20 protein-coding genes are annotated in these 22,142 nt (G+C 70.8%); 11 read left to right on the plus strand and 9 right to left on the minus strand.

What is annotated here, in order from left to right; translation table 11 throughout:
- Positions 1-39: 39 nt before the first annotated feature.
- Together OG574_RS16570 and OG574_RS16575 are read right to left on the minus strand one after the other, a co-directional pair.
- A complete protein-coding gene (locus tag OG574_RS16570) occupies positions 40-1,287 on the minus strand; it encodes a polyamine ABC transporter substrate-binding protein (RefSeq protein ID WP_326773886.1) in 1,248 nt (415 codons plus the stop codon).
- Between the two features lie 60 nt (positions 1,288-1,347).
- On the minus strand, positions 1,348-2,874 hold the full coding sequence (locus tag OG574_RS16575) for a gamma-aminobutyraldehyde dehydrogenase (RefSeq protein WP_326773887.1): 1,527 nt from the start codon (positions 2,872-2,874) through the stop codon (positions 1,348-1,350).
- Between the two features lie 206 nt (positions 2,875-3,080).
- Here OG574_RS16575 and OG574_RS16580 point away from each other — a divergent pair, with 206 nt between their 5' ends.
- Entirely contained in the window at positions 3,081-3,707 is a 627-nt protein-coding gene (locus tag OG574_RS16580; RefSeq protein ID WP_326773888.1) for an NADAR family protein, read from the plus strand.
- Between the two features lie 25 nt (positions 3,708-3,732).
- Here the strand turns inward: OG574_RS16580 and OG574_RS16585 are convergent, their stop codons facing one another.
- Positions 3,733-4,728, minus strand: coding sequence for a DUF4190 domain-containing protein (locus OG574_RS16585; RefSeq protein WP_326778850.1), 996 nt, complete (start codon positions 4,726-4,728; stop codon positions 3,733-3,735).
- A gap of 137 nt (positions 4,729-4,865) precedes the next feature.
- Here OG574_RS16585 and OG574_RS16590 point away from each other — a divergent pair, with 137 nt between their 5' ends.
- The 4 genes from OG574_RS16590 to OG574_RS16605 all read left to right on the plus strand — a co-directional run bounded on the left by OG574_RS16590 (position 4,866) and on the right by OG574_RS16605 (position 8,496).
- Positions 4,866-5,900: an adenosine deaminase gene (locus tag OG574_RS16590; protein ID WP_442816826.1), complete on the plus strand. Its 1,035-nt coding sequence runs from the start codon at positions 4,866-4,868 to the stop codon at positions 5,898-5,900.
- Between the two features lie 21 nt (positions 5,901-5,921).
- Positions 5,922-6,602 carry a glycerophosphodiester phosphodiesterase gene (locus OG574_RS16595; protein WP_326773889.1) on the plus strand — a complete coding sequence of 227 codons (681 nt, stop codon included), beginning with the start codon at positions 5,922-5,924 and terminating at the stop codon, positions 6,600-6,602.
- A 174-nt stretch (positions 6,603-6,776) separates the two neighbouring features.
- Positions 6,777-7,919, plus strand: a complete 1,143-nt coding sequence (locus tag OG574_RS16600) for a serine hydrolase domain-containing protein (RefSeq protein ID WP_326773890.1) — start codon at positions 6,777-6,779, stop codon at positions 7,917-7,919.
- A gap of 187 nt (positions 7,920-8,106) precedes the next feature.
- The gene (locus OG574_RS16605; RefSeq protein WP_326773891.1) at positions 8,107-8,496 is read left to right on the plus strand and encodes a hypothetical protein; all 390 of its coding nucleotides are present in this window, start codon (positions 8,107-8,109) and stop codon (positions 8,494-8,496) included.
- 24 nt (positions 8,497-8,520) lie between these two features.
- Here OG574_RS16605 and OG574_RS16610 read toward each other — a convergent pair whose 3' ends face one another.
- Complete coding sequence (locus OG574_RS16610; RefSeq protein WP_326778512.1) at positions 8,521-9,678, minus strand: polyamine ABC transporter substrate-binding protein; 1,158 nt, start codon at positions 9,676-9,678, stop codon at positions 8,521-8,523.
- 233 nt (positions 9,679-9,911) lie between these two features.
- Positions 9,912-11,351 (minus strand): gamma-aminobutyraldehyde dehydrogenase, encoded by a 1,440-nt coding sequence (locus OG574_RS16615; protein ID WP_100595095.1) that lies wholly within the window; start codon positions 11,349-11,351, stop codon positions 9,912-9,914.
- A gap of 181 nt (positions 11,352-11,532) precedes the next feature.
- Here OG574_RS16615 and OG574_RS16620 point away from each other — a divergent pair, with 181 nt between their 5' ends.
- The 6 genes from OG574_RS16620 to OG574_RS16645 all read left to right on the plus strand — a co-directional run bounded on the left by OG574_RS16620 (position 11,533) and on the right by OG574_RS16645 (position 17,212).
- Positions 11,533-12,030 (plus strand): Lrp/AsnC family transcriptional regulator, encoded by a 498-nt coding sequence (locus OG574_RS16620; protein WP_100595184.1) that lies wholly within the window; start codon positions 11,533-11,535, stop codon positions 12,028-12,030.
- On the plus strand, positions 12,015-13,394 hold the full coding sequence (locus tag OG574_RS16625) for an aspartate aminotransferase family protein (protein WP_326773892.1): 1,380 nt from the start codon (positions 12,015-12,017) through the stop codon (positions 13,392-13,394). Before OG574_RS16620 ends, OG574_RS16625 begins: the two co-directional genes overlap by 16 nt.
- 192 nt (positions 13,395-13,586) lie before the next feature.
- Positions 13,587-14,333, plus strand: coding sequence for an ABC transporter ATP-binding protein (locus tag OG574_RS16630; protein WP_100595093.1), 747 nt, complete (start codon positions 13,587-13,589; stop codon positions 14,331-14,333).
- Positions 14,315-15,481: a hypothetical protein gene (locus tag OG574_RS16635; RefSeq protein WP_326773893.1), complete on the plus strand. Its 1,167-nt coding sequence runs from the start codon at positions 14,315-14,317 to the stop codon at positions 15,479-15,481. The genes OG574_RS16630 and OG574_RS16635 overlap by 19 nt, the downstream gene beginning before the upstream one ends.
- A 151-nt stretch (positions 15,482-15,632) precedes the next feature.
- On the plus strand, positions 15,633-16,040 hold the full coding sequence (locus OG574_RS16640; protein ID WP_100595091.1) for a VOC family protein: 408 nt from the start codon (positions 15,633-15,635) through the stop codon (positions 16,038-16,040).
- 32 nt (positions 16,041-16,072) lie between these two features.
- A complete protein-coding gene (locus tag OG574_RS16645; protein WP_326773894.1) occupies positions 16,073-17,212 on the plus strand; it encodes an LOG family protein in 1,140 nt (379 codons plus the stop codon).
- A 55-nt stretch (positions 17,213-17,267) separates the two neighbouring features.
- Here the strand turns inward: OG574_RS16645 and OG574_RS16650 are convergent, their stop codons facing one another.
- The 4 genes from OG574_RS16650 to OG574_RS16665 all read right to left on the minus strand — a co-directional run bounded on the left by OG574_RS16650 (position 17,268) and on the right by OG574_RS16665 (position 21,976).
- Positions 17,268-18,077, minus strand: coding sequence for a maleylpyruvate isomerase family mycothiol-dependent enzyme (locus tag OG574_RS16650; RefSeq protein ID WP_326773895.1), 810 nt, complete (start codon positions 18,075-18,077; stop codon positions 17,268-17,270).
- A gap of 10 nt (positions 18,078-18,087) precedes the next feature.
- The gene (locus OG574_RS16655; protein ID WP_326773896.1) at positions 18,088-19,140 is read right to left on the minus strand and encodes an ABC transporter ATP-binding protein; all 1,053 of its coding nucleotides are present in this window, start codon (positions 19,138-19,140) and stop codon (positions 18,088-18,090) included.
- Positions 19,140-20,786 carry an ABC transporter permease gene (locus OG574_RS16660; protein ID WP_326778513.1) on the minus strand — a complete coding sequence of 549 codons (1,647 nt, stop codon included), beginning with the start codon at positions 20,784-20,786 and terminating at the stop codon, positions 19,140-19,142. Before OG574_RS16660 ends, OG574_RS16655 begins: the two co-directional genes overlap by 1 nt.
- A 137-nt stretch (positions 20,787-20,923) precedes the next feature.
- Positions 20,924-21,976 carry a thiamine ABC transporter substrate-binding protein gene (locus tag OG574_RS16665; RefSeq protein WP_326778514.1) on the minus strand — a complete coding sequence of 351 codons (1,053 nt, stop codon included), beginning with the start codon at positions 21,974-21,976 and terminating at the stop codon, positions 20,924-20,926.
- Between the last annotated feature and the right edge of the window lie 166 nt (positions 21,977-22,142).

The raw sequence follows: 22,142 nt of genomic DNA on the forward strand, positions 1-22,142 counted from the left end.
CCAAGGAGTCGAGGGGCAGGGGGCTCGGTGCTGCGGGTCTCACGCGCCGGTGAGCTGGGCGAACTTCTCTTCGAACGCCTTCTCTTCCTTGGAGGTGAGAGAGCGGAAACCGTGCGCCTTGGCACCCATGGTCTTGTCGGGAACGATCAGCGGGTCGTTCGCGATGCTCTTGTCGATCTTGGCCAGTTCGGGCTTCACTCCGTCGACGGGCGTCACGTAGTTGATCCAGGCGGCGAGTTCGGCGGCGACCGGCAGCTCGTAGTAGTAGTCCATGAGCTTCTCGGCGTTCGTCTTGTGACGGGCCCTGTTGGGGATCAGCATGTTGTCCGTCGACGAGATGTAACCGGCGTCGGGGATATGGAACTTGACGTCCGGGTTGTCCGCCTGGAGCTGGACGATGTCGCCCGCCCAGGCGAGACAGGCCGCGAGGTCCCCCTTGCTCAGGTCGGCGATGTAGTCGTTGCCGGTGAAGCGGCGGACCTGCTTGCTGTCGACACCCTTCTGCATCCGGGCTATCGCCGCGTCGAAGTCGTCGGACGTGAAGGTGCCCGGGTCCTTGCCCATGTCGAGCAGGGTCATGCCGACGCTGTCGCGCATCTCGGAGAGCAGGCCGACCCTGCCCTTGAGCTTGGGGTCGTCGAGCAGCTGCGAGACGGAGGTGACCTCCCTGCCGTTCGTGGCCTTGGCGTTGTACGCGATGACCGTGGCGATGCCCTGCCACGGGTACGAGTAGGCACGGCCCGGGTCCCAGTCGGGGCTGCGGAACTGGGCGGACAGATTCGCGTACGCATGGGGCAGGTTGGCCGGGTCGAGCTTCTGCACCCAGCCGAAGCGGATCAGCCGCGAGGCCAGCCAGTCGGTGAGGACGATGATGTCCCGGCCGGTGTCCTGGCCCGCCGCGAGCTGCGGCTTGATCTTGCCGAAGAACTCGACGTTGTCGTTGATGTCCTCGGTGTACTTGACCCTGATCCCGGTGCGCTTGGTGAACGCGTCCAGGGAGGGCCGGTGCTTCTCGTCGTCGCTGAGGTCGATGTACTCCGTCCAGTTGGAGAAGTTGACGACCTGCTCCTTGGCCGAGTGGTCCTCCGACGAGACGCCGCCCTGGCCCTTGCTCGCCGCGGGAATGCCGCAGGCGCTCAGCGACCCGATCCCGCCGACGGCTAGCGCGCCGCCCGCGGAGGCGCGCAGCAGCGAGCGGCGGGTCATGGCTGCCCTGCCGTTGCGGAAACTGCGCCGCATTGCGGCGAGTTGTGCCGAGGACAGGCTTTCGGGCTCGTACTGCTCCATGCGCGTGGGTGCCCTTTCGGGAGAGATGGCCGCCCTCGCGGGCGGCCGGCCGGCTGACTATCAGTCCCCGAAGATCGTGCGGTGCCAGGCCTTGCGGGCGACCGCGGTGTTGTCGAACATGACGTGCTTGATCTGCGTGTACTCCTCGAAGGAGTAGGCAGACATGTCCTTGCCGAAGCCGGACGCCTTGTAACCGCCGTGCGGCATCTCGCTGAGGATCGGGATGTGGTCGTTGACCCAGACACAGCCCGCCTTGATGTCGCGGGTGGCGCGGTTGGCACGGAACACGTCCCTGGTCCAGGCCGACGCGGCCAGGCCGTAGGGGGTGTCGTTGGCGAGGCGGATGCCCTCGTCGTCGCTGTCGAAGGGCAGGACCACGAGCACCGGGCCGAAGATCTCGGCCTGGACGATCTCGCTGTCCTGGGCGGCGTCCGCGACGAGGGTCGGCCGGTAGTACGCGCCCTGCTCGAGGTCGCCCCGGGGGATGACGCCGCCGGCGACCACGCGCGCGTAGGAGCGGGCCCGGTCGACGAATCCTGCGACGCGGTCGCGCTGGGCGTGCGAGATCAGCGGGCCGAGATCGGTGTCCGGCGCGAACGGGTCGCCGACCCGGACGCTCTCCATGAGGTCCGCCACGCCCTGCACGAAGGCGTCGTAGAGGGGGCGCTGCACGTACGCGCGCGTGGCGGCGGTGCAGTCCTGGCCCGTGTTGATCAGGGCGCCCGCGACCGCGCCGTGCACGGCGGCCTCCAGGTCGGCGTCGTCGAAGACGACGAACGGCGCCTTGCCGCCGAGCTCCAGATGCAGCCGCTTCACGGTGGAGGTGGCGATCTCGGCGACGCGCTTGCCGACGCCCGTCGACCCGGTGAAGGAGGTCATGGCGACGTCGGGGTGCCCGACGAGGTGCTCGCCGGCGTCCCTGCCCGCGCCCGTGACGATGTTGACGACACCGTCGGGGATGCCCGCCTCGGTCGCGGCCTGCGCGAACAGGAGGGAGGTGAGCGGGGTCAGCTCGGCGGGCTTGAGCACGATGGTGTTGCCCGCGGCGATCGCCGGAAGGACCTTCCAGGCGGCCATCTGGAGCGGGTAGTTCCAGGGAGCGATGGACCCGACGACACCGATGGGCTCGCGCCGCACGTACGAGGTGTGGTCGCCGCTGTACTCGCCGGCGGACTGGCCCTGGAGGTGCCGGGCGGCGCCCGCGAAGAACGCGGTGTTGTCGACGGTCCCGGGGACGTCGAACTCGCGGCTCAGCTTGAGGGGCTTGCCGCACTGCAGGGACTCGGCCTGGGCGAGGTCCTCGGCGCGCTCGGCCAGGACGCCCGCGAAGCGGTGCATCGCGTCGGAACGCTCGCCCGGCGTGGCGCCGGCCCAGCCGGGGAAGGCCTCGCGGGCCGCGGTCACGGCGGCGTCGACGTCTTCGGTGCCGGCCAGCTCGTACGTGTAGACGTCCTGGCCCGTGGCCGGGTCGACGACTGCGTGGGTGCGACCGGATGTGCCCTTGGTGAGGCGGCCCGCGATGTACTGGGCGCCTTCGGCGAACCGGTCCTGGGCCTGGAAGCGGGTGCTGTTGCCAGGGTTGTGCATTATCGCTCTCCTCCGCCGGAGCCCCGTCCTGCGGGGCCGGCGTAGCTCCAGCTCGATTTGAGTGCCGATCCTGACAGAGGCGATGTACCGCAACAAGTGATTCCGTTGTTGCCTTTTGGTTACGCGACGGAATCTGTCGACCAGGTGTCGAGTCCCCCTGAAAAACCCAGGACGGAGTGTCCGTGGTGCGTGCCAGACTCGCGTGCATGGGGAAGATCGACAAGCTTGAGGGGAACGCGCCCATCCGCGATCGGGACTCGCTGGTCAGGGCGGTGGAAGCGGGTGTACGGGTCAAGTACCTGCACTTCTGGGGGCACACACCGCGGGCCGACGGCACGGTCGGGGCGAGCTGCCTCAGTCAGTGGTGGGTCGCGCCGTTCACGGTGGACGGGGTCGAGTACGCGACGGCCGAGCACTGGATGATGGCCGCGAAGGCCCGGCTGTTCGGTGATGCCGAGGCCGAGCGCAGAGCCGTCGGGGCGGCGCATCCCTCGCAGGCCAAGAAAGCGGGGCGCCTCGTGCGCGGCTTCGACGAGGACGTCTGGGCGCGCGAGCGGTTCGGGATCGTCGTCGAGGGCAGCGTGCACAAGTTCGCGGCGCACGCGGATCTGCGGGAGTTCCTGCTCGGAACGGGCGAGCGAAGCGAGATGGGGGTCCCCCCGGCCGAAGGCTGGGGGAGCGTCCTGGTCGAGGCCAGCCCGCTCGACCGCGTGTGGGGCATCGGCCTCGCGGCCGACGCGGAGGCGGCCGCCGATCCGAGACGGTGGCGTGGCCCCAATCTGCTGGGGTTCGCGCTGATGGCGGCGCGTGAGCGGCTGGCGGACCGGGCCTGACGGCCCGGCCCCCGTTGGCGGTGTCCTACAGGGCGGCGGAGTAGCCGCTGTCGTCGCTGCTGTCGCTGCCGCTCGACGAGTCGCTGGATGCGATGACGAAGAACATCATGACCAGCGCGAGCACCAGACCGCCGATGCCGCAGATCAGTCCGGCCAGGGCCTGGCCACGGTTGGTGGCCTCGCCCCGGCTCGCCTTCGCGCGGCCGATCGCGCCGAAGATGATGGCGAGGATGCCGACGATGATCGCGATCGGCCACAGGATGAAGGCGGCGGCCGAGATGATCCCGAGCGTCAGAGCGGCGACGCCCATGCCGTTGGCGGGTTGCGGCTGCATCCCGGGCCAGCCGTAGCCGGGAACGCCGTGGGCCATCGAGGCCGGGCCGGTCGCCGCGTGCCGGCCGTAGCCGTAGTTGTAGCCGTACGGGGCGGCCGGGTAGCCGTACTGCATCTGCCCCGGCCCGTCGGGCGAGACGGGCGGCGGGGGCACGGGCTCACCGGGCGGCGCGAACGGGTTGGCCCCCGGTGCCCAGGGGGCCCCGGCCTGCGCCGCCGGATAGCCGGGGGGCATGCCGTAGGGGGCACCCGGCGGCTGGGCGTGCGGGTGCGGATGCGGGTGTTGCGCTTGGTGTGGCTGTTGAGGCTGTTGTGACCAGCGGCCGGGGGCCGTCGCGGCGCCCGGGGAGGGCGGGGCGAACGGGTTGTACGGCTCGCTGGGCGAGGCGGGTGCGGAGGGCGCGGCGAAGGGGTCCACCTGGGTTTCGGCGTGGGACGGCGGCGCGAACGGGCGCACCGGCGCCGGAGCAACCGGCCCGGCCTCCCCCTGTGCCGCGTCCCGCGGCACGGCGTCCCGCGGGCCCGTCTCCGCCGGAGCCGCCCACGGGTCCGGTTCCCGCTTCCCCAGGGACACCCTGCCCCCAGGCTGATCCCCCGACCCCCGCTCCGGCGCAGCCGCCGAACCGTGGCCGCCCTCAATGCTCTCGGCGCTCTCGGCGCCCTCTCTGCCCTCTGTGTCCTCGGACATCGCTCGCTCGTCCCCCTTCTTCTCCCACCCGGACGTCCCGACATGCTACGGCCGCCGCCAGGTCGCGGCCGTGGCACGCCTACGATGACTGCGACCCACCCGATCAGCCGATCATCCAAGTTCCTGGGGAGGAATCCGTGACCGATCTGCATGCCTTTATCGCCGGACTGCCAAAGGCAGAGCTGCATGTGCACCATGTCGGCTCGGCGTCCCCCCGGATCGTCTCCACGCTCGCGGCCCGCCACGCGGACTCCAAGGTCCCGACGGACCCCGAGGCGCTGGCCGACTACTTCACGTTCACGGACTTCGCGCACTTCATCGACGTATACCTCTCGGTCGTCGACCTCGTGCGCACGCCGGAGGACGTCCGCCTCCTCACGTTCGAGGTCGCGCGGGACATGGCCCGGCAGAACGTGCGTTACGCCGAGCTGACCATCACCCCGTACTCCTCCGTCCGCCGCGGCATCGACGAGTACGGCTTCATGGAGGCGATCGAGGACGCCCGCAAGGCGGCCGAGGCCGAGTTCGGCACCATCCTGCGCTGGTGCTTCGACATCCCCGGCGAGGCGGGGCTCGAGTCCGCCGCGGAGACCGTGCGGCTCGCGACCACCGACACGATCCGTCCGGAGGGCCTCGTCTCCTTCGGGCTCGGCGGGCCCGAAATCGGCGTGCCGCGGCCCCAGTTCAAGCCGTACTTCGACCGGGCGATCGCCGCGGGCCTGCACTCCGTGCCGCACGCCGGCGAGACCACGGGCCCCGGAACGGTCTGGGACGCCCTGGTCCACCTCGGCGCCGAACGCATCGGGCACGGCACGACGTCCGTCCAGGACCCGAAGCTCCTCGCCCACCTCGCCGAGCACCGCATCCCGCTCGAGGTCTGCCCGACGTCGAACATCGCGACGCGCGCCGTGAAGACCCTCGAGGATCACCCCATCAAGCAGTTCGTCGACGCCGGGGTCGTCGTCACCGTCAACTCCGACGACCCGCCGATGTTCGGCACGGACCTCAACAACGAGTACGCCGTCGCCGCCCGCCTCCTCGACCTCGACGAGCGGGGCGTGGCCGCGCTCGCCAGGAACGCGGTGGACGCGTCGTTCCTCGACGAGCCGGGTAAGGCCCGTATCGCCGCGGAGATCGACACGTACACGGACACGTGGCTCGCCGGGGCCTGACCGGCTGACCACAATGGGGCCATGCGTACCGTGACTGCCGTGGCCCACCGGGGCGACCCCTACCGCGTCCGTGAGAACACCCTCGCCTCCCTGCGCTCCGCGCTGGAGCAAGGGGCGGACGCGGTCGAGATCGACGTCCGTCTGACGCGCGACGGCGTGCCCGTGCTGCTGCACGACTCCACTCTCAAGCGGCTGTGGGACCACGACCGCCCGCTCTCCGCGCTCTCGTACGACGAGGTGCGCGGCCTCACCGCGGGCGGCGTGCCCACCCTCGAACAGGCCATGGAGGTACTGGCCGAGCGGCGGGTGATGGTGGACCTGCCGGGCGCGGACGCGCGCGTGGTCCGTACGGTCATCGGGGTCGTCCGGGACTGCGGCGCCGACGAGCGTGCCTACTACTGCGCGGGCGCGGAGACGATGCTGGCGGTGCGGCGCGCGGACCCGGCCGCCGAGATCGCGCTGACGTGGACGACGCTGGCCCCGCCGCGGCCCGGGGTGCTCGAAGCGGTCAGGCCGGCCTGGCTCAACTATCGTTTCCCGCTGGTCAGTCGGGAGCTGGCGGCCCATGTGCACCGCCAGGGCCTGCTGGTCTCCGCGTGGACCCCGGACACGAAGTCGGCGATGCGCCGCCTCCTCGGCCTCGGCGTCGACTCGATCACGACGAACCGCATCGACGTGCTGTGCGGGCTGCGCGGCAACTGACCGCCCGACCCGCCGCCCCTTAGGGGTGAACCCCGACAACTTCCCCTGATCCGGGGCCAGTTGACCCTGGCCGGCTCCAGGGAAGGCGCCCTCCTCACCGACGATCCGGGGCTCTCCGGGCTCCCGCAGGATGGTCGTGTCCGCAGGACCGCCTCACCTCACCCGGAGCGCCGCATGCCCGCACGCACCCGCCGTACCGTCCTTGCCTCCGCCCTCGTCCTCGGCCTCGCCGCGGGCCCGCTCGCCGTACCGGCCCTGGCGGACGCACCCGCCCGGGCGTCGGCCACGGCGGACCGCCCGGACGGAGCCGCGCTGCGCGAGGCGATCTCCGGGCTGCCGGACGCGGACGCCACTGCCGCGCTCGTGCGCGTCGGCGGCACGGACGGCGCGTGGCGCGGCAGCTCCGGCGTGCGTGACCTGGCCTCGGGCCGTGCCGCGCTCGACGGCGGCCGGTTCCGCGCGGGCTCGACGACGAAGGTCGTCACGGCGGCGGTCGTGCTCCAGCTCGCCGCCGAGCGCCGCGTGAATCTGGACGCGCCGGTGCAGCACTATCTGCCGGACCTCTTCAAGGGGAAGGGCTTCCGGCCCATATCCGTACGCCAGTTGCTGAACCACACCAGCGGCATCCAGGCCGGTGACGGCTTCGGCGACGACTTCGAGGACGCCTACGCGCACCGCTTCGACACCCTCACCCCGCAGGCCGTCGTGGCGTCGGCACTCGCGAAGGGGCCGTCGTTCGACCCGGGCGGGCAACAGGAGTACCTCAACATCAACTACACGGTTCTCGGCATGCTGATCGAGAAGGTCACGGGCCACACGTACGCGGACGAGGCCACCCGGCGCGTCCTGCGTCCCGCCGGGATGCGCGCCACGTCGTTCCCCGGCGCCGACCCCGTGATCCACGGCCCGCACAACCGCGGCTACCAGCTGGACGGCGGCCGGTTCGTCGACGTGACCGAGTGGAACCAGTCCGACCGCTGGGCGGCCGGCGACATGATCTCCACGACGGCGGACCTGGAGCGGCTGCTGCGGGCGCTCTTCGGCGGCCGCCTCGTGCCCGGGCCCCAGCTCAAGGAGATGTTCACGGTGCCGTCGGACGTGCCGGGGGCGACCATGAGCGCGGGCCTCCAGCGCCTCGAGGCCGGCGGCTCGGTGTACTGGGGCAAGTCCGGATCCCGCTACGGGTACGTGACCGGGGTCGCAGCGACCCGCGATCTGTCACGGACCGTGGTCTACTCCGTCGGCGCGACGGACGCCAAGGGCGACGCGATGAACCCCGTCGCCGAGCGCATCATCATGGCGGCGGTCAAGGGCTGACGGGCCCGCCAGTACTCCGTCCGTGCGGTGCTAGCCCGTTCGAGTGGCGCATCTCACGGGACCCCTTTAGCGTCGGAACGAGCACTACGGGGCCCAGGGCCCCCCGACCGGCCGGGAGGGTACTTTGCGGAGCAAAACACTGAAGACGACGCTCACACTCTGTGCAGCCGCGTCCCTCGCAGCAGCCATGGTTCCGGCCTCCGCCTCCGCCGCGGCGCCGAAGCCGCAGCAGAAGCACGCCGACACCGTGCTCGTCGACTGCACCTGGAAGCCACAGGTGCGGCCCACCGACTTCATGCTCGCGTGCGGGGACGGCAACAGCCTCCTCACCTCGCTCAAGTGGTCGCATTGGGGCCCGTCCACGGCGGTGGCCACGGGCACGAGCCTGGTCAACGACTGCAAGCCGTACTGCGCGGCGGGCAAGTTCCGCTCGTACCGCGTCACGGTGCGCCTCGACCGGCCGCAGTCCTGGACCAAGCACCAGGACCGCCGGCACTACTCGCGCATCACGCTCACCTATCCGCAGGGCCACCCGGACGCGTTCCACCGGGTCGTGACCACGCCGCTGTGGAACTGACCGCGCCGGAACCGGCCGGCCCCCTCACAGCCCCGCGATCGCGTTCCACCGCTTGGCGAATTCCGGGCGTTCCTTCGACGTGATGTCGCGCGCGATGGCGAGCCGCGCGCGCATCGTGTCGTCGGGGAAGATCAGCGGGTCCTCGGCGAGGGCCGCGGTGTCCTTGTCCTTGGAGTCGGCGAGGATCTCGCGGGCGGCCGGCACGGGGCTCACGTAGTTGACCCAGGTGGCCAGCTCGGCGGCGACCTCCGGCCGGTAGTAGAAGTCGATGAGGCGCTCGGCGTTGCGCTTGTGGTCGGCGAGGTTGGGGATCATCAGCGACTCGGCCCACAGCTCGCCGCCCTCCTCCGGCACGACGAACTCGATGTCCGGGTCGTCGGCCTGGAGCTGGATGACGTCACCGCTGTAGGCCTGGCAGGCGAGGACGTCGCCGCTGGAGAGGTCCTTGATGTAGTCGTTGCCGGTGAAGCGGCGGATGTGGTGGCTCTTGACGAGCTTCTCGACCTGGTCGCACACGCGGTGGAAGTCGTCCGGGGTCCACCGGGTGATGTCGGCGCCGTTGCCCTGCATGAGCAGCGCGAACGACTCGTCGAGCCCGGACAACAGCGTGACCTTGCCCTTGAGGTCGGCCGCCCACAGATCGGACACGTGCTTGATCTCGCGCCCGACCCTGCGCTTGTTGTACGCGATGCCGGTGATGCCGGACTGCCACGGCACGGTGTACTTGCGGCCGGGGTCGAAGTGCGGTGAACGCAGCAGCGGGTCGAGGTACTTGGTGACGTGCGGCTGACGGGCGCGGTCCATCTCCTGGACCCAGCCGAGCGTCACGAACTTGGCGCACATCCAGTCGCTGATGACGATGAGGTCCCGGCCGGTCTTCTGGTGGTTCATCAGGGACGGGCTGATCTTGCCGAAGAACTCGTCGTTGTCGTTGATCTCTTCGGTGTACTTGACGTCGATCCCGGTCTGCTTCTGGAAGGCGTCGAGCGTGGGCCGCTTCGACGGATCGTCGTCGTCCACGTCGATGTAGAGCGGCCAGTTGGCGAAGACGAGCCGCTTGTCGCTGCCGGACCGGTCGGTCGCGGCGCGGTCCCCCGGCGCGACGTAGGCGGCGGGCACACCGCACCCCGAGGCGAGCGCGCCGACCGCGGCGGCCGCGGCGCCACCGCCCAGGGCGCGCATCAGGGACCGGCGGGACAGGGACGGCTTGGGGTTCCTCGGGGTCGCTCGCACCTGTGCAGGATGCACGCGCCCAGCGGGCCCGGACAATGGACGCTGCGTCAAGCCGACGGGGTGAGAGCCGACACACTGTCGATCACCCGGCGCCCGCCGTGCGGCAGCGCTCCCCGGACATGCCACCGCCCCCGCGCGGCCGGAGCCACGCGGGGGCGGACAGAGCGGATCGGTGCCGCTGATCAGCCCTCGATCGACGTCATGACGTGCTTGATGCGCGTGTAGTCGTCGAAGCCGTACGCCGACAGGTCCTTGCCGTAGCCGGACTTCTTGAAGCCGCCGTGGGGCATCTCGGCGACCAGCGGGATGTGGGTGTTGATCCACACACAGCCGAAGTCGAGGATCTTGGACATGCGCATCGCGCGCGCGTGGTCCTTCGTCCAGACGGAGGAGGCCAGCGCGTACTCCACGCCGTTCGCCCACTCGACGGCCTGCGCCTCGTCCGCGAAGGACTGGACGGTGATGACCGGTCCGAAGACCTCGTTCTGGATGATCTCGTCGTCCTGCTTGACGCCCGAGACGACGGTCGGGGCGTAGAAGTAGCCCTTGTCGCCGACGCGGTGGCCGCCGGCCTCGACCTTGGCGTGCGCCGGGAGGCGCTCGATGAAGCCGGTGACCTGGGCGAGCTGGTTCGGGTTGTTGAGGGGCCCGTAGAGCACGTCCTCGTCGTCCGGCTGGCCCGTCTTCGTGTCGGCCGCCGCCTTGGCGAGGGCCTGGACGAACTCGTCGTGGATGGACTCGTGGACGAGGACGCGGGTGGCCGCGGTGCAGTCCTGGCCCGCGTTGAAGAAGCCCGCCACCGAGATGTCCTCGACGGCCTTGGCGATGTCGGTGTCCTCGAAGACGACGACCGGCGCCTTGCCGCCGAGCTCCAGGTGGACGCGCTTGACGTCCTTGGCGGCGGACTCGGCGACCGAGATGCCGGCGCGCACGGAGCCGGTGATGGAGGCCATCGCCGGGGTCTTGTGCTCGACCATCGCGCGGCCGGTCTCGCGGTCACCGCAGATGACGTTGAAGACGCCCTTGGGGACGATGGAGCCGATGATCTCGGCGATCAGGACCGTGGACGCCGGGGTGGTGTCCGACGGCTTCAGGACGACCGTGTTGCCCGCGGCGAGCGCCGGGGCGAACTTCCAAACGGCCATCATCATCGGGTAGTTCCACGGCGCGACCTGGGCGCAGACGCCGATGGGCTCGCGGCGGATGATCGAGGTCAGGCCCTCCATGTACTCGCCGGCCGAGCGGCCCTCGAGCATGCGCGCCGCACCCGCGAAGAAGCGGATCTGGTCGACCATGGGCGGGATTTCCTCGGACCGGGTCAGGCCGGTCGGCTTGCCGGTGTTCTCGACCTCGGCGGCGATGAGCTCCTCGGCCCGCTCCTCGAACGCGTCCGCGATCTTGAGGAGGGCCTTCTGGCGCTCGCTGGGCGTGAGGTCGCGCCAGGCCGGGAACGCGGCCGCGGCGGCGGCCATGGCGGCGTCCACATCGGCGTCGCCGGACAGCGGGGCGGTCGCGTACGCCTCACCGTTGGCCGGGTTGACCACCTCGGTGGTCCGTCCGTCGGCGGCGTCCCGGAACTCACCGTCGATGTAATTGCGCAGACGACGCAGCTCGCTGGTCACTGAGGCGGCCCTCCTGGTCGGATGTCCATTGGATGAGATACCACCCTAATCCGTAGTCCGACGCTTTCAACACCCCCCTGGGCGCCAGATCTGCGAAATCCGTGAACTTCGAGCCCTCAAACAACGAATTTCATCGATCCGGGCTTGCGGAACTGTCGACTCCTCGTGCATGGTGGGGCACGTGGCCAGTCGCAGCGCAGACCCAAAAGGATCGAGGAACGGCACCGGCACCCCGCCGCTCGACGCCGTTTCCCTCGCCATCATCGAACAGCTCCAGGAAGACGGCCGTAGGCCGTACGCAGCTATCGGCAAGGCCGTCGGCCTCTCCGAAGCGGCCGTGCGACAGCGCGTCCAGAAGCTGCTCGACCAGGGCGTGATGCAGATCGTCGCCGTCACGGACCCACTCACCGTGGGCTTCCGACGCCAGGCGATGGTCGGCATCAACGCGGAGGGTGACCTCGATCCCGTCGCCGAAGCGCTGACGGCCATGCCGGAAGTCGAGTACGTGGTCATGACCGCGGGCTCGTTCGACCTCCTCGCGGAGGTCGTGTGTGAGGACGACGACCAGCTCCTGGACGTCATCAACAAACGCATCCGGACCCTTCCCGGCGTGCGCTCCACCGAGAGCTTCGTCTACCTCAAGCTCAAGAAGCAGACCTATATGTGGGGAACCCGATAGCCGTGAGCAAGGACCTCAGCCGAACCGCGTACGACCACCTGTGGATGCACTTCACCCGCATGTCGTCGTACGAGAACGCGCCCGTTCCCACCATCGTGCGTGGCGAGGGCACCTACATCTACGACGACCAGGGCAAGAAGTACCTCGACGGGCTCTCCGGCCTGTTCGTGGTGCAGGCCGGCCACGGACGCAGGGAGCTCGCCGAGGTCGCCGCCAAGCAGGCGACCGAGCTGGCCTTCTTCCCCGTGTGGTCGTACGCCCACCCGAAGGCTGTGGAGCTGGCCGAGCGCCTCGCCCACTACGCCCCGGGTGACCTCAACAAGGTCTTCTTCTCCACCGGTGGTGGCGAGGCCGTCGAGACCGCCTGGAAGCTTGCGAAGCAGTACCACAAGCTCAACGGCAACCACACCAAGTACAAGGTCATCTCCCGCGCGGTCGCCTACCACGGCACCCCGCAGGGCGCCCTGTCGATCACCGGCCTGCCGGCCCTGAAGGCCCCCTTCGAGCCGCTGGTCCCCGGCGCGCACAAGGTGCCGAACACCAACATCTACCGCGCCCCGATCCACGGCGACGACCCCGAGGCCTTCGGCCGCTGGGCCGCCGACCAGATCGAGCAGGAGATCCTCTTCGAGGGCCCCGAGACCGTCGCCGCGGTCTTCCTCGAGCCCGTGCAGAACGCCGGTGGCTGCTTCCCGCCGCCGCCCGGCTACTTCCAGCGCGTGCGCGAGATCTGCGACCAGTACGACGTGCTGCTCGTGTCGGACGAGGTCATCTGCGCCTTCGGCCGCCTCGGCACGATGTTCGCCTGTGACAAGTTCGGCTACATCCCGGACATCATCACCTGCGCCAAGGGCATGACCTCGGGCTACTCCCCGATCGGTGCGACCATCGTCTCCGACCGGATCGCGGCGCCGTTCTACAAGGGTGACAACACCTTCCTGCACGGCTACACCTTCGGCGGCCACCCGGTCTCCTCGGCCGTGGCGCTCGCCAACCTCGACCTGTTCGAGCGCGAGGGTCTCAACCAGCACGTGCTCGACAACGAGGCCAACTTCCTCAAGACGCTGCAGAAGCTGCACGACCTGCCGATCGTCGGCGACGTCCGCGGCAACGGCTTCTTCTACGGCATCGAGCTCGTCAAGGACAAGGACACCAAGGAGTCCTTCACGGACGAGGAGTCGGAGCGCGTGCTCTACGGCTTCGTGTCCAAGAAGCTCTACGAGTACGGCCTGTACTGCCGCGCCGACGACCGTGGTGACCCGGTCATCCAGCTGTCGCCGCCGCTGATCTCGGACCAGTCCACGTTCGACGAGATCGAGGGCATCATCCGCCAGGTCCTCACGGAGGCCTGGAGCAAGATCTGAGCCTGACGGCTCCCGGCCCGGCTGCGCCCATCCGAGTGAGATGGGGGCGGCCGGGCCGCGTCATTTCCCGACCCGCGCCGGCGAATACCTAGCGTGCCCAGTGACCGATCGGCCCTGCCTTCGTTCCCCCGTAAGGGGGACGGCTCGTCTTACGGCATTTCTGATCTGCAGTCTCTGAACGAGGTGTTCGCCATGGTGGCCCCGCCGGACAACGACGTGCTCTGGGCACGCGCCCTGCACTTCTCCCACAACGGCTCGCCCGCGCTCACCGGCGTTTCGCTCGGTGTCCGCGAGAGCGAGATCCTCGCCGTCACAGGACCGCGCGGCAGCGGCAAGACGACGCTCCTGCAGTGCCTCTCCGGCCAGCTCCTGCCCCAGCAGGGCGAGGTCTGGTTCAACAGCACCCCCGTGCACACCATGGGCCCGCTCGTCAGGGAACGGCTGCGCCGCGACCGCTTCGCCTGGATCGACCCCGAGCCGCACCTCGTGCCCGAGCTGAACGCCTGGGAGAACACGGCGCTCGCCCTGATGATGCGCGGCGGCAGCCGCCGCGCCGCCAAGGCCTCCGCCCTGGAGTGGCTGGAGCGACTCGACATCGGCATGTGCGCCCGCAAGCGCCCGCACGCCCTGCTCCAGTCGGAGCGCCAGCGCGTAGCCATCGCCCGCGCCCTGGTCACCGCGCCCTCCGTGCTCTTCGCCGACGAGCCCACGGCGCCGCTGCACCGCGCCGACCGCGCCCACGTCCTGCGCACCCTGATGGCCGCGTCCCGCTCGCACGGCATCACGGTCGTCCTCGCCACGCACGACACCGAGGTGGCCGCCCTGGCCGACCGTTCGATGTCGCTCCTCGACGGGCGCCGCGTGAACACGGTCCATCTGCCCGGGGTACCCGGCGGCACCGACGCGGAAGGCCGGGCCGCGTGCTCGCTCTCCGTCTAGCCCGCGGGGGCCGGCCCGTCGTCCAGCTCCGCAGGCTCCTGGTGGCGGCCGCCTCCGCCGGCACCGGTTTCCTCCTGCTGTGCACGCTCGGCTACGCGATGGGCCACCCCGACGCCTCCACCGGATCCGTACTGCGCCTCGCCTGGTGCCTGGTGCCGATCGCCGCGACCGTCCACCTCGCCGTCGCCGTCGCCCGCACCGACCCGGGTACCCGGCCGCGTCCCGGCCTGTCCGCGGTCGGTCTGGGGCCTGCGCGCCTCACCCTCATCTCGGCGATCTCCACCGCGGTCGCCTGCACGCTCGGCTCGATGCTGGCGCTGCTGTTCTTCCTGCACCTGCGCGGCGACCTCTCCGGGCTGCCCTTCGACGGCTCCGCCCGCGGCCTCCTCGCCGCCGACCGGCCCCTGCCCCTGGCCGCCACGCTGACCCTGCTCGCCCTGGTCCCGCTCGCCGCGTCCGCCGCCTCCGCCGTCGTGCTGCGGCCGCGCGCCGTCAAGGCCGGCGAGCCGCAGCCGGATCCGCGCGATCCCGCCGCCCCGGTGCCCGCGCCGACCGGTCTGCCCTGGGGCGTGGCCCTGCTGGCCGGGGGCCTCGCAGTGGAGACGTATGCCTCCCGCGCGCCCGGCACCGCGGGGTTCCCCATGCCGGGCGGTCTGGGCGGCAGCCCGGCGGGGGTGCTGGCCGGCTGGATGCTGACGGCCCTCGGCCTCGCGCTCGCGGGTCCCGGGCTCACGTACCAGTGCGGCCGGGCTCTCCAGGCGGTGCGGCCCGGAGCGGCGCGGCTCCTGGCGGGCCGGGTGCTCCAGGAGGAGGCCCGCCGTATCGGCCGCCCCCTGGGCGTGGTCTGCGCCGTGGCCTCCGGCGCGTACGCGGGACTCACTCTCTGGTCGGGACGTCAGCCCGACCTCGGTCCGCTGTCCGCGCTCGGCGCCGTCCTCGTCATGGGCTGTACGGTCGCCACGCTCCTCACGGCCGCGATCGAGGCCAAGCACGCCCGCTCCGACACCACGGCCGCCCTGCTCCGGCTCGGCGCCCCCGCGAGTCTCCTGCGGGGTGCGGCCGGGCTGCGCGCGGCGGCACTGCTCTCCGTGTTCGGGCCGCTGACATGGGTGGTCGCGGAACTGGCGGCGCTCCCGCTCGCCAGCTGAGCGGGGCCCGCACCACCTCTGGCGGGCCCCCGAAAGTGATCGAAGGAAAGTGGGCGGCGGGCGATGAGTTACGGGCGGGCTGCCCGTCTAACTCTGCGTACGGCACAGCGACGCCGCGCCGACACCAGCGAACGAAAGAGACGGACCCGCCATGTACCAGCAGATGATCTTCCCGAACCTCGCCGTGAACGACCTCGACGCGTCGAAGAAGTTCTTCACCGAACTCGGGTACTCGATCAACCCGCAGTTCTCCGACGAGACCTGCGCCTCCGTGGTGGTCAGCGAGCACATCGTGGTCATGCTGCTCACCAAGGAGAAGTACGCCGGCTTCACGAAGAAGACGATCGTCGACTCGACCAAGAGCACCGAGGTGCTGCTGTGTCTGAGCGCCGAGAGCCGCGAGAAGGTCGACGAGCTCGTCGACAAGGCGATCGCCGCGGGCGGCACCGAGACCGGCGAGAAGCAGGACCACGGCTTCATGTACGGCCGCGCCTTCGACGACCCGGACGGCCACACCTGGGAGATCATGTGGATGGACCCGGCGGCCGTCCAGGGCTGATGGTCGGAGGTACCGCGGCCTAGCATGGGCGGGTGCAGACCCCTGAACCCGCCCCGCGCAGGCCCGCGATCCCCCACACGGACGCCGGCCGTGAGATCGAGACGCTCGACGAGTTCGACGAGGTCGTGGCCGCGCACGGCTCGCTCGCCGGACGCCGCGTGCAGGCCGTCGACCTGACGGAGCGTACGGACGAGCTGCTCGCTCTGGACGCCGAGGGCGCCGTCTTCCTCGGCTGTCCGATGGGCCCCGACGCCGCGGCCCGGATCCGCGCCACCGGCGCCCTGGTCTTCCCGCCGGTCCCCGGCCTCCCCTTCGACCCGTACCGGGGCCATCTGTACTCCCCCGCCGAGCTGTTCGAGGGTCTCGCGGAGGGTGGCTACGAGTCGACGCCGGACGCCCGCGCGTACGAGTGGTTCCAGCAGACCAAGGCCGACCACGACATCTTCGCGTCGATGCTGCGGGCCGTGCACGACGACTCCGTGTCCGACGCCCTCGACGAACTCCTCGCCGGCGCGAGGGTGGTGGGGGTCATGGGCGGTCACGCGATGGCGCGCGGCACGGACGGGTACGCGGGCGCGGCGCGGCTCGGCAGGACGCTCGCCAGGTCCGGGGTCACCGTCGCCACGGGCGGCGGTCCGGGCGCGATGGAGGCGGCGAACCTGGGCGCGTACGCGGCACGGTTCGACGACGCAATGCTGACCGGGGCGCTCCAACTCCTGTCCGCCGCACCCTCGTTCACCCCGTCGGTCACGGCATGGGCGTCGGCCGCCTTCACGGTGCGCTCGCGCTGGCCCGACGGCGGCGACTCGGTCGGCATCCCGACCTGGTTCTACGGCCACGAGCCGCCGAACGCCTTCGCCGGGCACATCGCGAAGTACTTCGCGAACGCCACTCGCGAGGACGGCCTCCTGGCCCGCTCGAACGCGGGCGTGGTCTTCCTGCCGGGCGCGGCCGGCACCGTCCAGGAGATATTCGACAACGCGACGCCGAACTACTACGAGTCCCGGGGCGAGCCCACCCCCATGGTCCTCGTCGGCCGCGCCCACTGGACGGAGCGCCTGCCGGCCTGGCCGCTGCTCACGGCCCTGGCCCGGGAACGGTCGATGGACGCACGGATCGCGCTGGTGGACACGGTGGAGGAAGCGGCGGACGCGCTCGCGAAGCTGGGCTGAGCGCGGCTTTTGCCGGGCTGAACTCTTTGATGAGCTTGCCGGAGCCAGGCCTCGGCTACCCGAACGTCGCCCACTCCAGCCAGAAGTCCAGCAGCTCCCGCTCCCCGAGCACCTCCACGCGTCCGCCGTCGAGGGGCGCGCGCCGGTAGAACGCGAGCAGTACGTCGGTCAGCGGCCCCCGCAGAGCGACGGTCGCCTTCTCGTGGCCGCGGCGCCACGTGAAGCCGTCCTCGCCCAGCTCGACCAGCCATTCGGCGTTCAGCTCCGGCGGTGTGCCGGTGGCGTGGAGGTGCAGGCTGCGCCCGCCGCCGCGCAGCTGCGCCGCGCTGTCGGACAGGTCGGACCGCTGGGCGTAGGCGACGATCTGCAGCCACTCGTCGATCGCGTCGGCGGCGAGCTCGGGCGCCACCTCGTACGCGGCCTGCGCCGTGAGCGCCGCGTCCGCCCGGTGGATCACCGTCTCGTGCGTCATGCGGCGGGCCCAGAAAGCGGTGGTGCGATCCCAGGACCAGGTCCACAGGCGCGTGTCGGGGCCCGCGGCGCGCAACGCCCGCGCGGTCAGCTCGGCGCCTTCCATGAGCCAGGCCGCGAGCGCGGCCGGGTCGTCGCTCCCGGGCCCGTCGAAGCCCGGCACCTTCTCGTCGGGAACCTCCTCGGTGGCCCCGGTCCGCACGATCGTCCCGACCCAGCGGTGCGCGCCGCCGAGGTGCACGACGAGGTCGCGCAGGGTCCAGTCGGGGCAGGTCGGCACGGTGGCCGTGAGGTCGGCACCGGCGAGATGCCCCACCAACAGAGCGGTCTGCTCCACGACTTCGTCGCAGTAGCGGTCATGGGCGAGCTGTCCGGGTGCCGCGGTCTCCGTCATACGGCGGACCCTATGCGGCGGACGCGCCGTCCAGCACCACGATTTCGCCCGCGTCGAACGCCACCCCGACCTCGCCCCCCGGCTCCGGCGCGTCCCGCAGCGCGCAGGCCGCTTCGAGGCGGGGCGCTTCCCCGGCCTGAAGGTGTATGGCGACATGCGTGCCGCGGAAGGTGCGCGCGGTGACCGTGCACGTCAACTGGGCCTCGGCGGCGGGCACAAGGCGTACACCCGCGGGCCGGACCAGAATCCGGCCCGGGCCCTGCGGGGAGCCCGCGGGGACGGGGACCTTGCCCCACGGCGTGTCCGCGGCCTCGCCGGCGACCGTGGCCTCGACCACGTTGTCGAAGCCGAGGAAGCGCGCCACGAACTCGTCGGCAGGGTGCTGCCACACCTCAAGTGGCGTACCGGACTGGGCGATCCGTCCGTCGCGCATCACCACGACGCGGTCGGCGAGCGCGAAGGCCTCGCCCTGGTCGTGCGTCACGGCGAGCACGGTCGTGCCCAACTCGCCGAAGAGTTCCCTGAGTTCGACGACCAGGCGCTCCCGCAGCGAGCGGTCGAGCTGACCGAGCGGCTCGTCGAGCATGAGCAGACGAGGGCGGGGAGCGAGCGCTCGGGCGAGAGCGACGCGCTGCTGCTCGCCGCCGGACAGCGAGGCGACGGCGCGCCGCCAGGCTCCGGGCAGCCCGACAAGCTCCAGCAGCTCCCGTACACGGTCCTGCTGTTCGGAGCGGGAGGCACCGTGCATCCGCAGCCCGAAGGCGACGTTGCCGCCCACGTCGCGCTGCGGGAACAGCTGGTGGTCCTGGAACATGAGGCCGACGCCCCTCCGGTGCGCGGGCACACCCGCCTGGTCGCGGCCGTCGAGGAACACGCGGCCCCCGTCGAGCCCCTGGAGCCCGGCCACGACCCGCAGCAGCGTCGACTTGCCGCTGCCGCTGGGGCCGAGCACGCACACGATCTCGTGCTCCGCGACCTCCAGACCGACCCGGTCGAGCGCCGCATGCGCCGTTTTGAACGGGCCGAACCGCACGGTCGCGTCGTCCAGAGTGAGCAGGGCCATCAGAACTCCCCCGTCGTACGGTCCGTGCGGATGCGTTCGAGCAGCAGCAGCGACACCGCGCACACCACCATGAGAATCGTCGAAAGGGCCATCGCCTGGCCGTAGTTGAGGTCACCGGCGCGCCCGAGGAGCCGCGCCACGGCCACCGGCAGAGTGGGGTTGTCCGGGCGGGCGATGAACACGGTCGCCCCGAACTCGCCGAGCGACACGGCGAACGTGAACCCGGCCGCGATCAGCAGCGCCCTGCGCACCATCGGCAGATCGACCTCGCGCCAGGCCCGCAGCGGCGAGGCGCCGAGGACGGCGGCGGCCTCGCGCAGCCGCCCGTCGACCGCGCGCAGGACCGGCAGCATCGTGCGCACGACGAAGGGCACCCCGACGAGGGCCTGGGCCAGCGGCACCAGGATCCACGCGCCGCGCAGGTCGAGGGGCGGCTTGTCCAGGGTGATCAGGAATCCGAAGCCGACGGTGACGGCGGAGACGCCGAGCGGCAGCATGAGGAGCGCGTCGAAGCCCCGTACGAGACGGCCGGCCATGGGGGTCCCCCCGCTCGAGCGGAGCCGAGAGTGGGGGAGGGTCAGGGCCGCGGCGGCGAGTCCGCCGATCACGACGGCGATGGCGGTCGCGGCGAGCGCGTACGTGAGGGAGTTACCGACGGCCTCGATCGGAGGCACCAGGAACACGCCGCTGTCTGACGAGGTCAGTGCCTTGTAGTAGGCGAACCCGAAGCCGTCGGGACCGTCGAACGAGCGCTGGATGAGCACGCCGAGCGGCAGCAGGATCAGCACCGCGACCGTGGCGACCACTCCGGCGAGCAGCGCCCACTGGCCCGCGCCGCGCGGGCGCCGGGCGGTGTGCGCCGCGTCGACGAGGCGCAGCGCGCTCTCCCGGCGGCGCACGCTCCAGGCGTGCACGGCGAGGATGATCCCGACGGCGGCGAACTGCACGATCGTGAGGACGGCCGCCGTGGAGAGGTCGAAGATCTGCGCGGTCTGCCGGTAGATCTCCACTTCGAGGGTGGAGAAGGTCGGCCCGCCGAGGATCTGGACCACGCCGAACGACGTGAACGTGAAGAGGAAGACCATCAGTGCGGCGGCCGCGACGGCCGGTCCGAGCGCGGGCAGCGTCACCGTCCGCCAGGCCGTCCAGCGGGAGGCGCCCAGCATCCGGGCGGCCTCCTCCTGCCGCGGGTCGAGCTGTGACCACAGTCCGCCGACGGTGCGGACGACTACGGCGTAGTTGAAGAAGACATGGGCGAGCAGGATCGCCCACACGGTGGTGTCGAGGCGTACGCCCCACAGGCTGTCGAGCAGCCCGCCGCGGCCCACCAGCGCCAGGAACGCCGTGCCGACGACGACGGTCGGTAGCACGAACGGCACGGTGACGGCGGCCTTCAGGACCTGCTTGCCCCTGAACTCGAAGCGCGCGAAGACGTACGCGCCGGGGAGGGCGATCAGCAGCGTGAGCGCCGTCGACGCGAGCGCCTGCCAGGTCGTGAACCACAGGACATGCCGGATGTCGGGCTGCCCCAGCACATCGGCGATCCGCCCCAACTGCCAGTGCCCGCCCGCCTTCAGGCCGCGGGAGACGATCGCCGCGACCGGATAGGCGAAGAACAGCGCGAAGAACGCGACGGGCACGGCCATCAGGCCGAGCCGCGCCGCGCTCCCGCGCCCCTTAACGGTCTTCGCCGAGGGCTTCACCGGGGGCTTGACCGGTTGCTTGACCGGTTGCTTGACCGGTTGCTTGACCGGTTGCTTGACCGGAGGCCCTGCGGGCGGCGTCACTTCAGTACGAGCGAGGTCCACGACTTGACCCAGGCGTCACGGTTGTCGGCGATCTTCTTCGGCGCCATCGTCTTCGGTGCGTCGACCTTGATGTCGTACTTCGCGTAGTCGGCGGGCAGGGCCGCGTCCTTCGTCACCGGGTCCACGAACATGTTCAGCGGCATGTCCTGCTGGAACTCCTTCGCGATCAGGAAGTCGAGGAGCGCCTTGCCGCCCTTCTCGTTCTTCGCGTTGCTCAGCAGGCCCGCGAACTCGGTCTGGCGGAAGCAGGTGCCGGTCGCGACCCCGGTCGGGGCGGTCTTCGGCTGCGGGTCCGAGTAGATCGCCTCGGCCGGCGGCGACGACGCGTACGACACGACGAGCGGCCGGTCGCCGCCCGCCTTCCTGCCACCGGCCGAGCCCGAGAACTCCTCGTTGTACGCCTGCTCCCAGCCGTCGACGACCTTCACGCCATTGGCCTTGAGCTTCTTCCAGTAGCTCTGCCAGCCTTCGTCGCCGTACTGCGCGGCGCTGCCGAGCAGGAAGCCGAGACCGGGCGACGACGTCGACACGTTCTCCGTGACCAGCAGGTTCTTGTACGCGGGCTTGGCGAGGTCGTCGAACGAAGCGGGCGGCGTCAGCTTGTGATCGGCGAAGTACTTCTTGTCGTAGTTGACGCAGATGTCGCCGGTGTCGATCGGGGTGACGCGGTGCTTGTCCCCGTCGAGCTGGTACTCGGGGCGGACCTGGTCCAGGCCCTGGGCCTCGTACGGCTGGAAGAGACCGTTGTCGAGGGCTCGCGACAGGAGCGTGTTGTCGACGCCGAAGAGGACGTCGCCCTGCGGATTGTCCTTGGACAGGATGGCCTTGTTCACGGCCTCTCCCGCGTCACCGTCCTTCAGGACGGTGACCTTGTAGCCGGAGCGCTTCTCGAAGTCCTTGAGCACGCTCTTGGAGACGGCCCACGAGTCATGGCTGACGAGGGTGACGGTCTTGGACTCCGCAGAGTCCTGGCCGGACCCGGATCCCCCGCACGCGGAGAGCGCGACGAGTCCGAGACCGGCCGCCATGGCGACGGCCGTGGCCTTGATGGTGGTGCTCACTTAAGTTCCCTCCTGGGTGACCAGGAAGAGACGCGGCCCCGCCCGGGATCGCGGACGATTCCCGGGCAGGGCGCAACAGCTTGAGTGGCGACCGAACTTCCTACCCAGAATGACCTGGGCAAGGTTCAGAGGG

The organism is Streptomyces sp. NBC_01445, assembly GCF_035918235.1.
GTDB lineage: Bacteria > Actinomycetota > Actinomycetes > Streptomycetales > Streptomycetaceae > Streptomyces.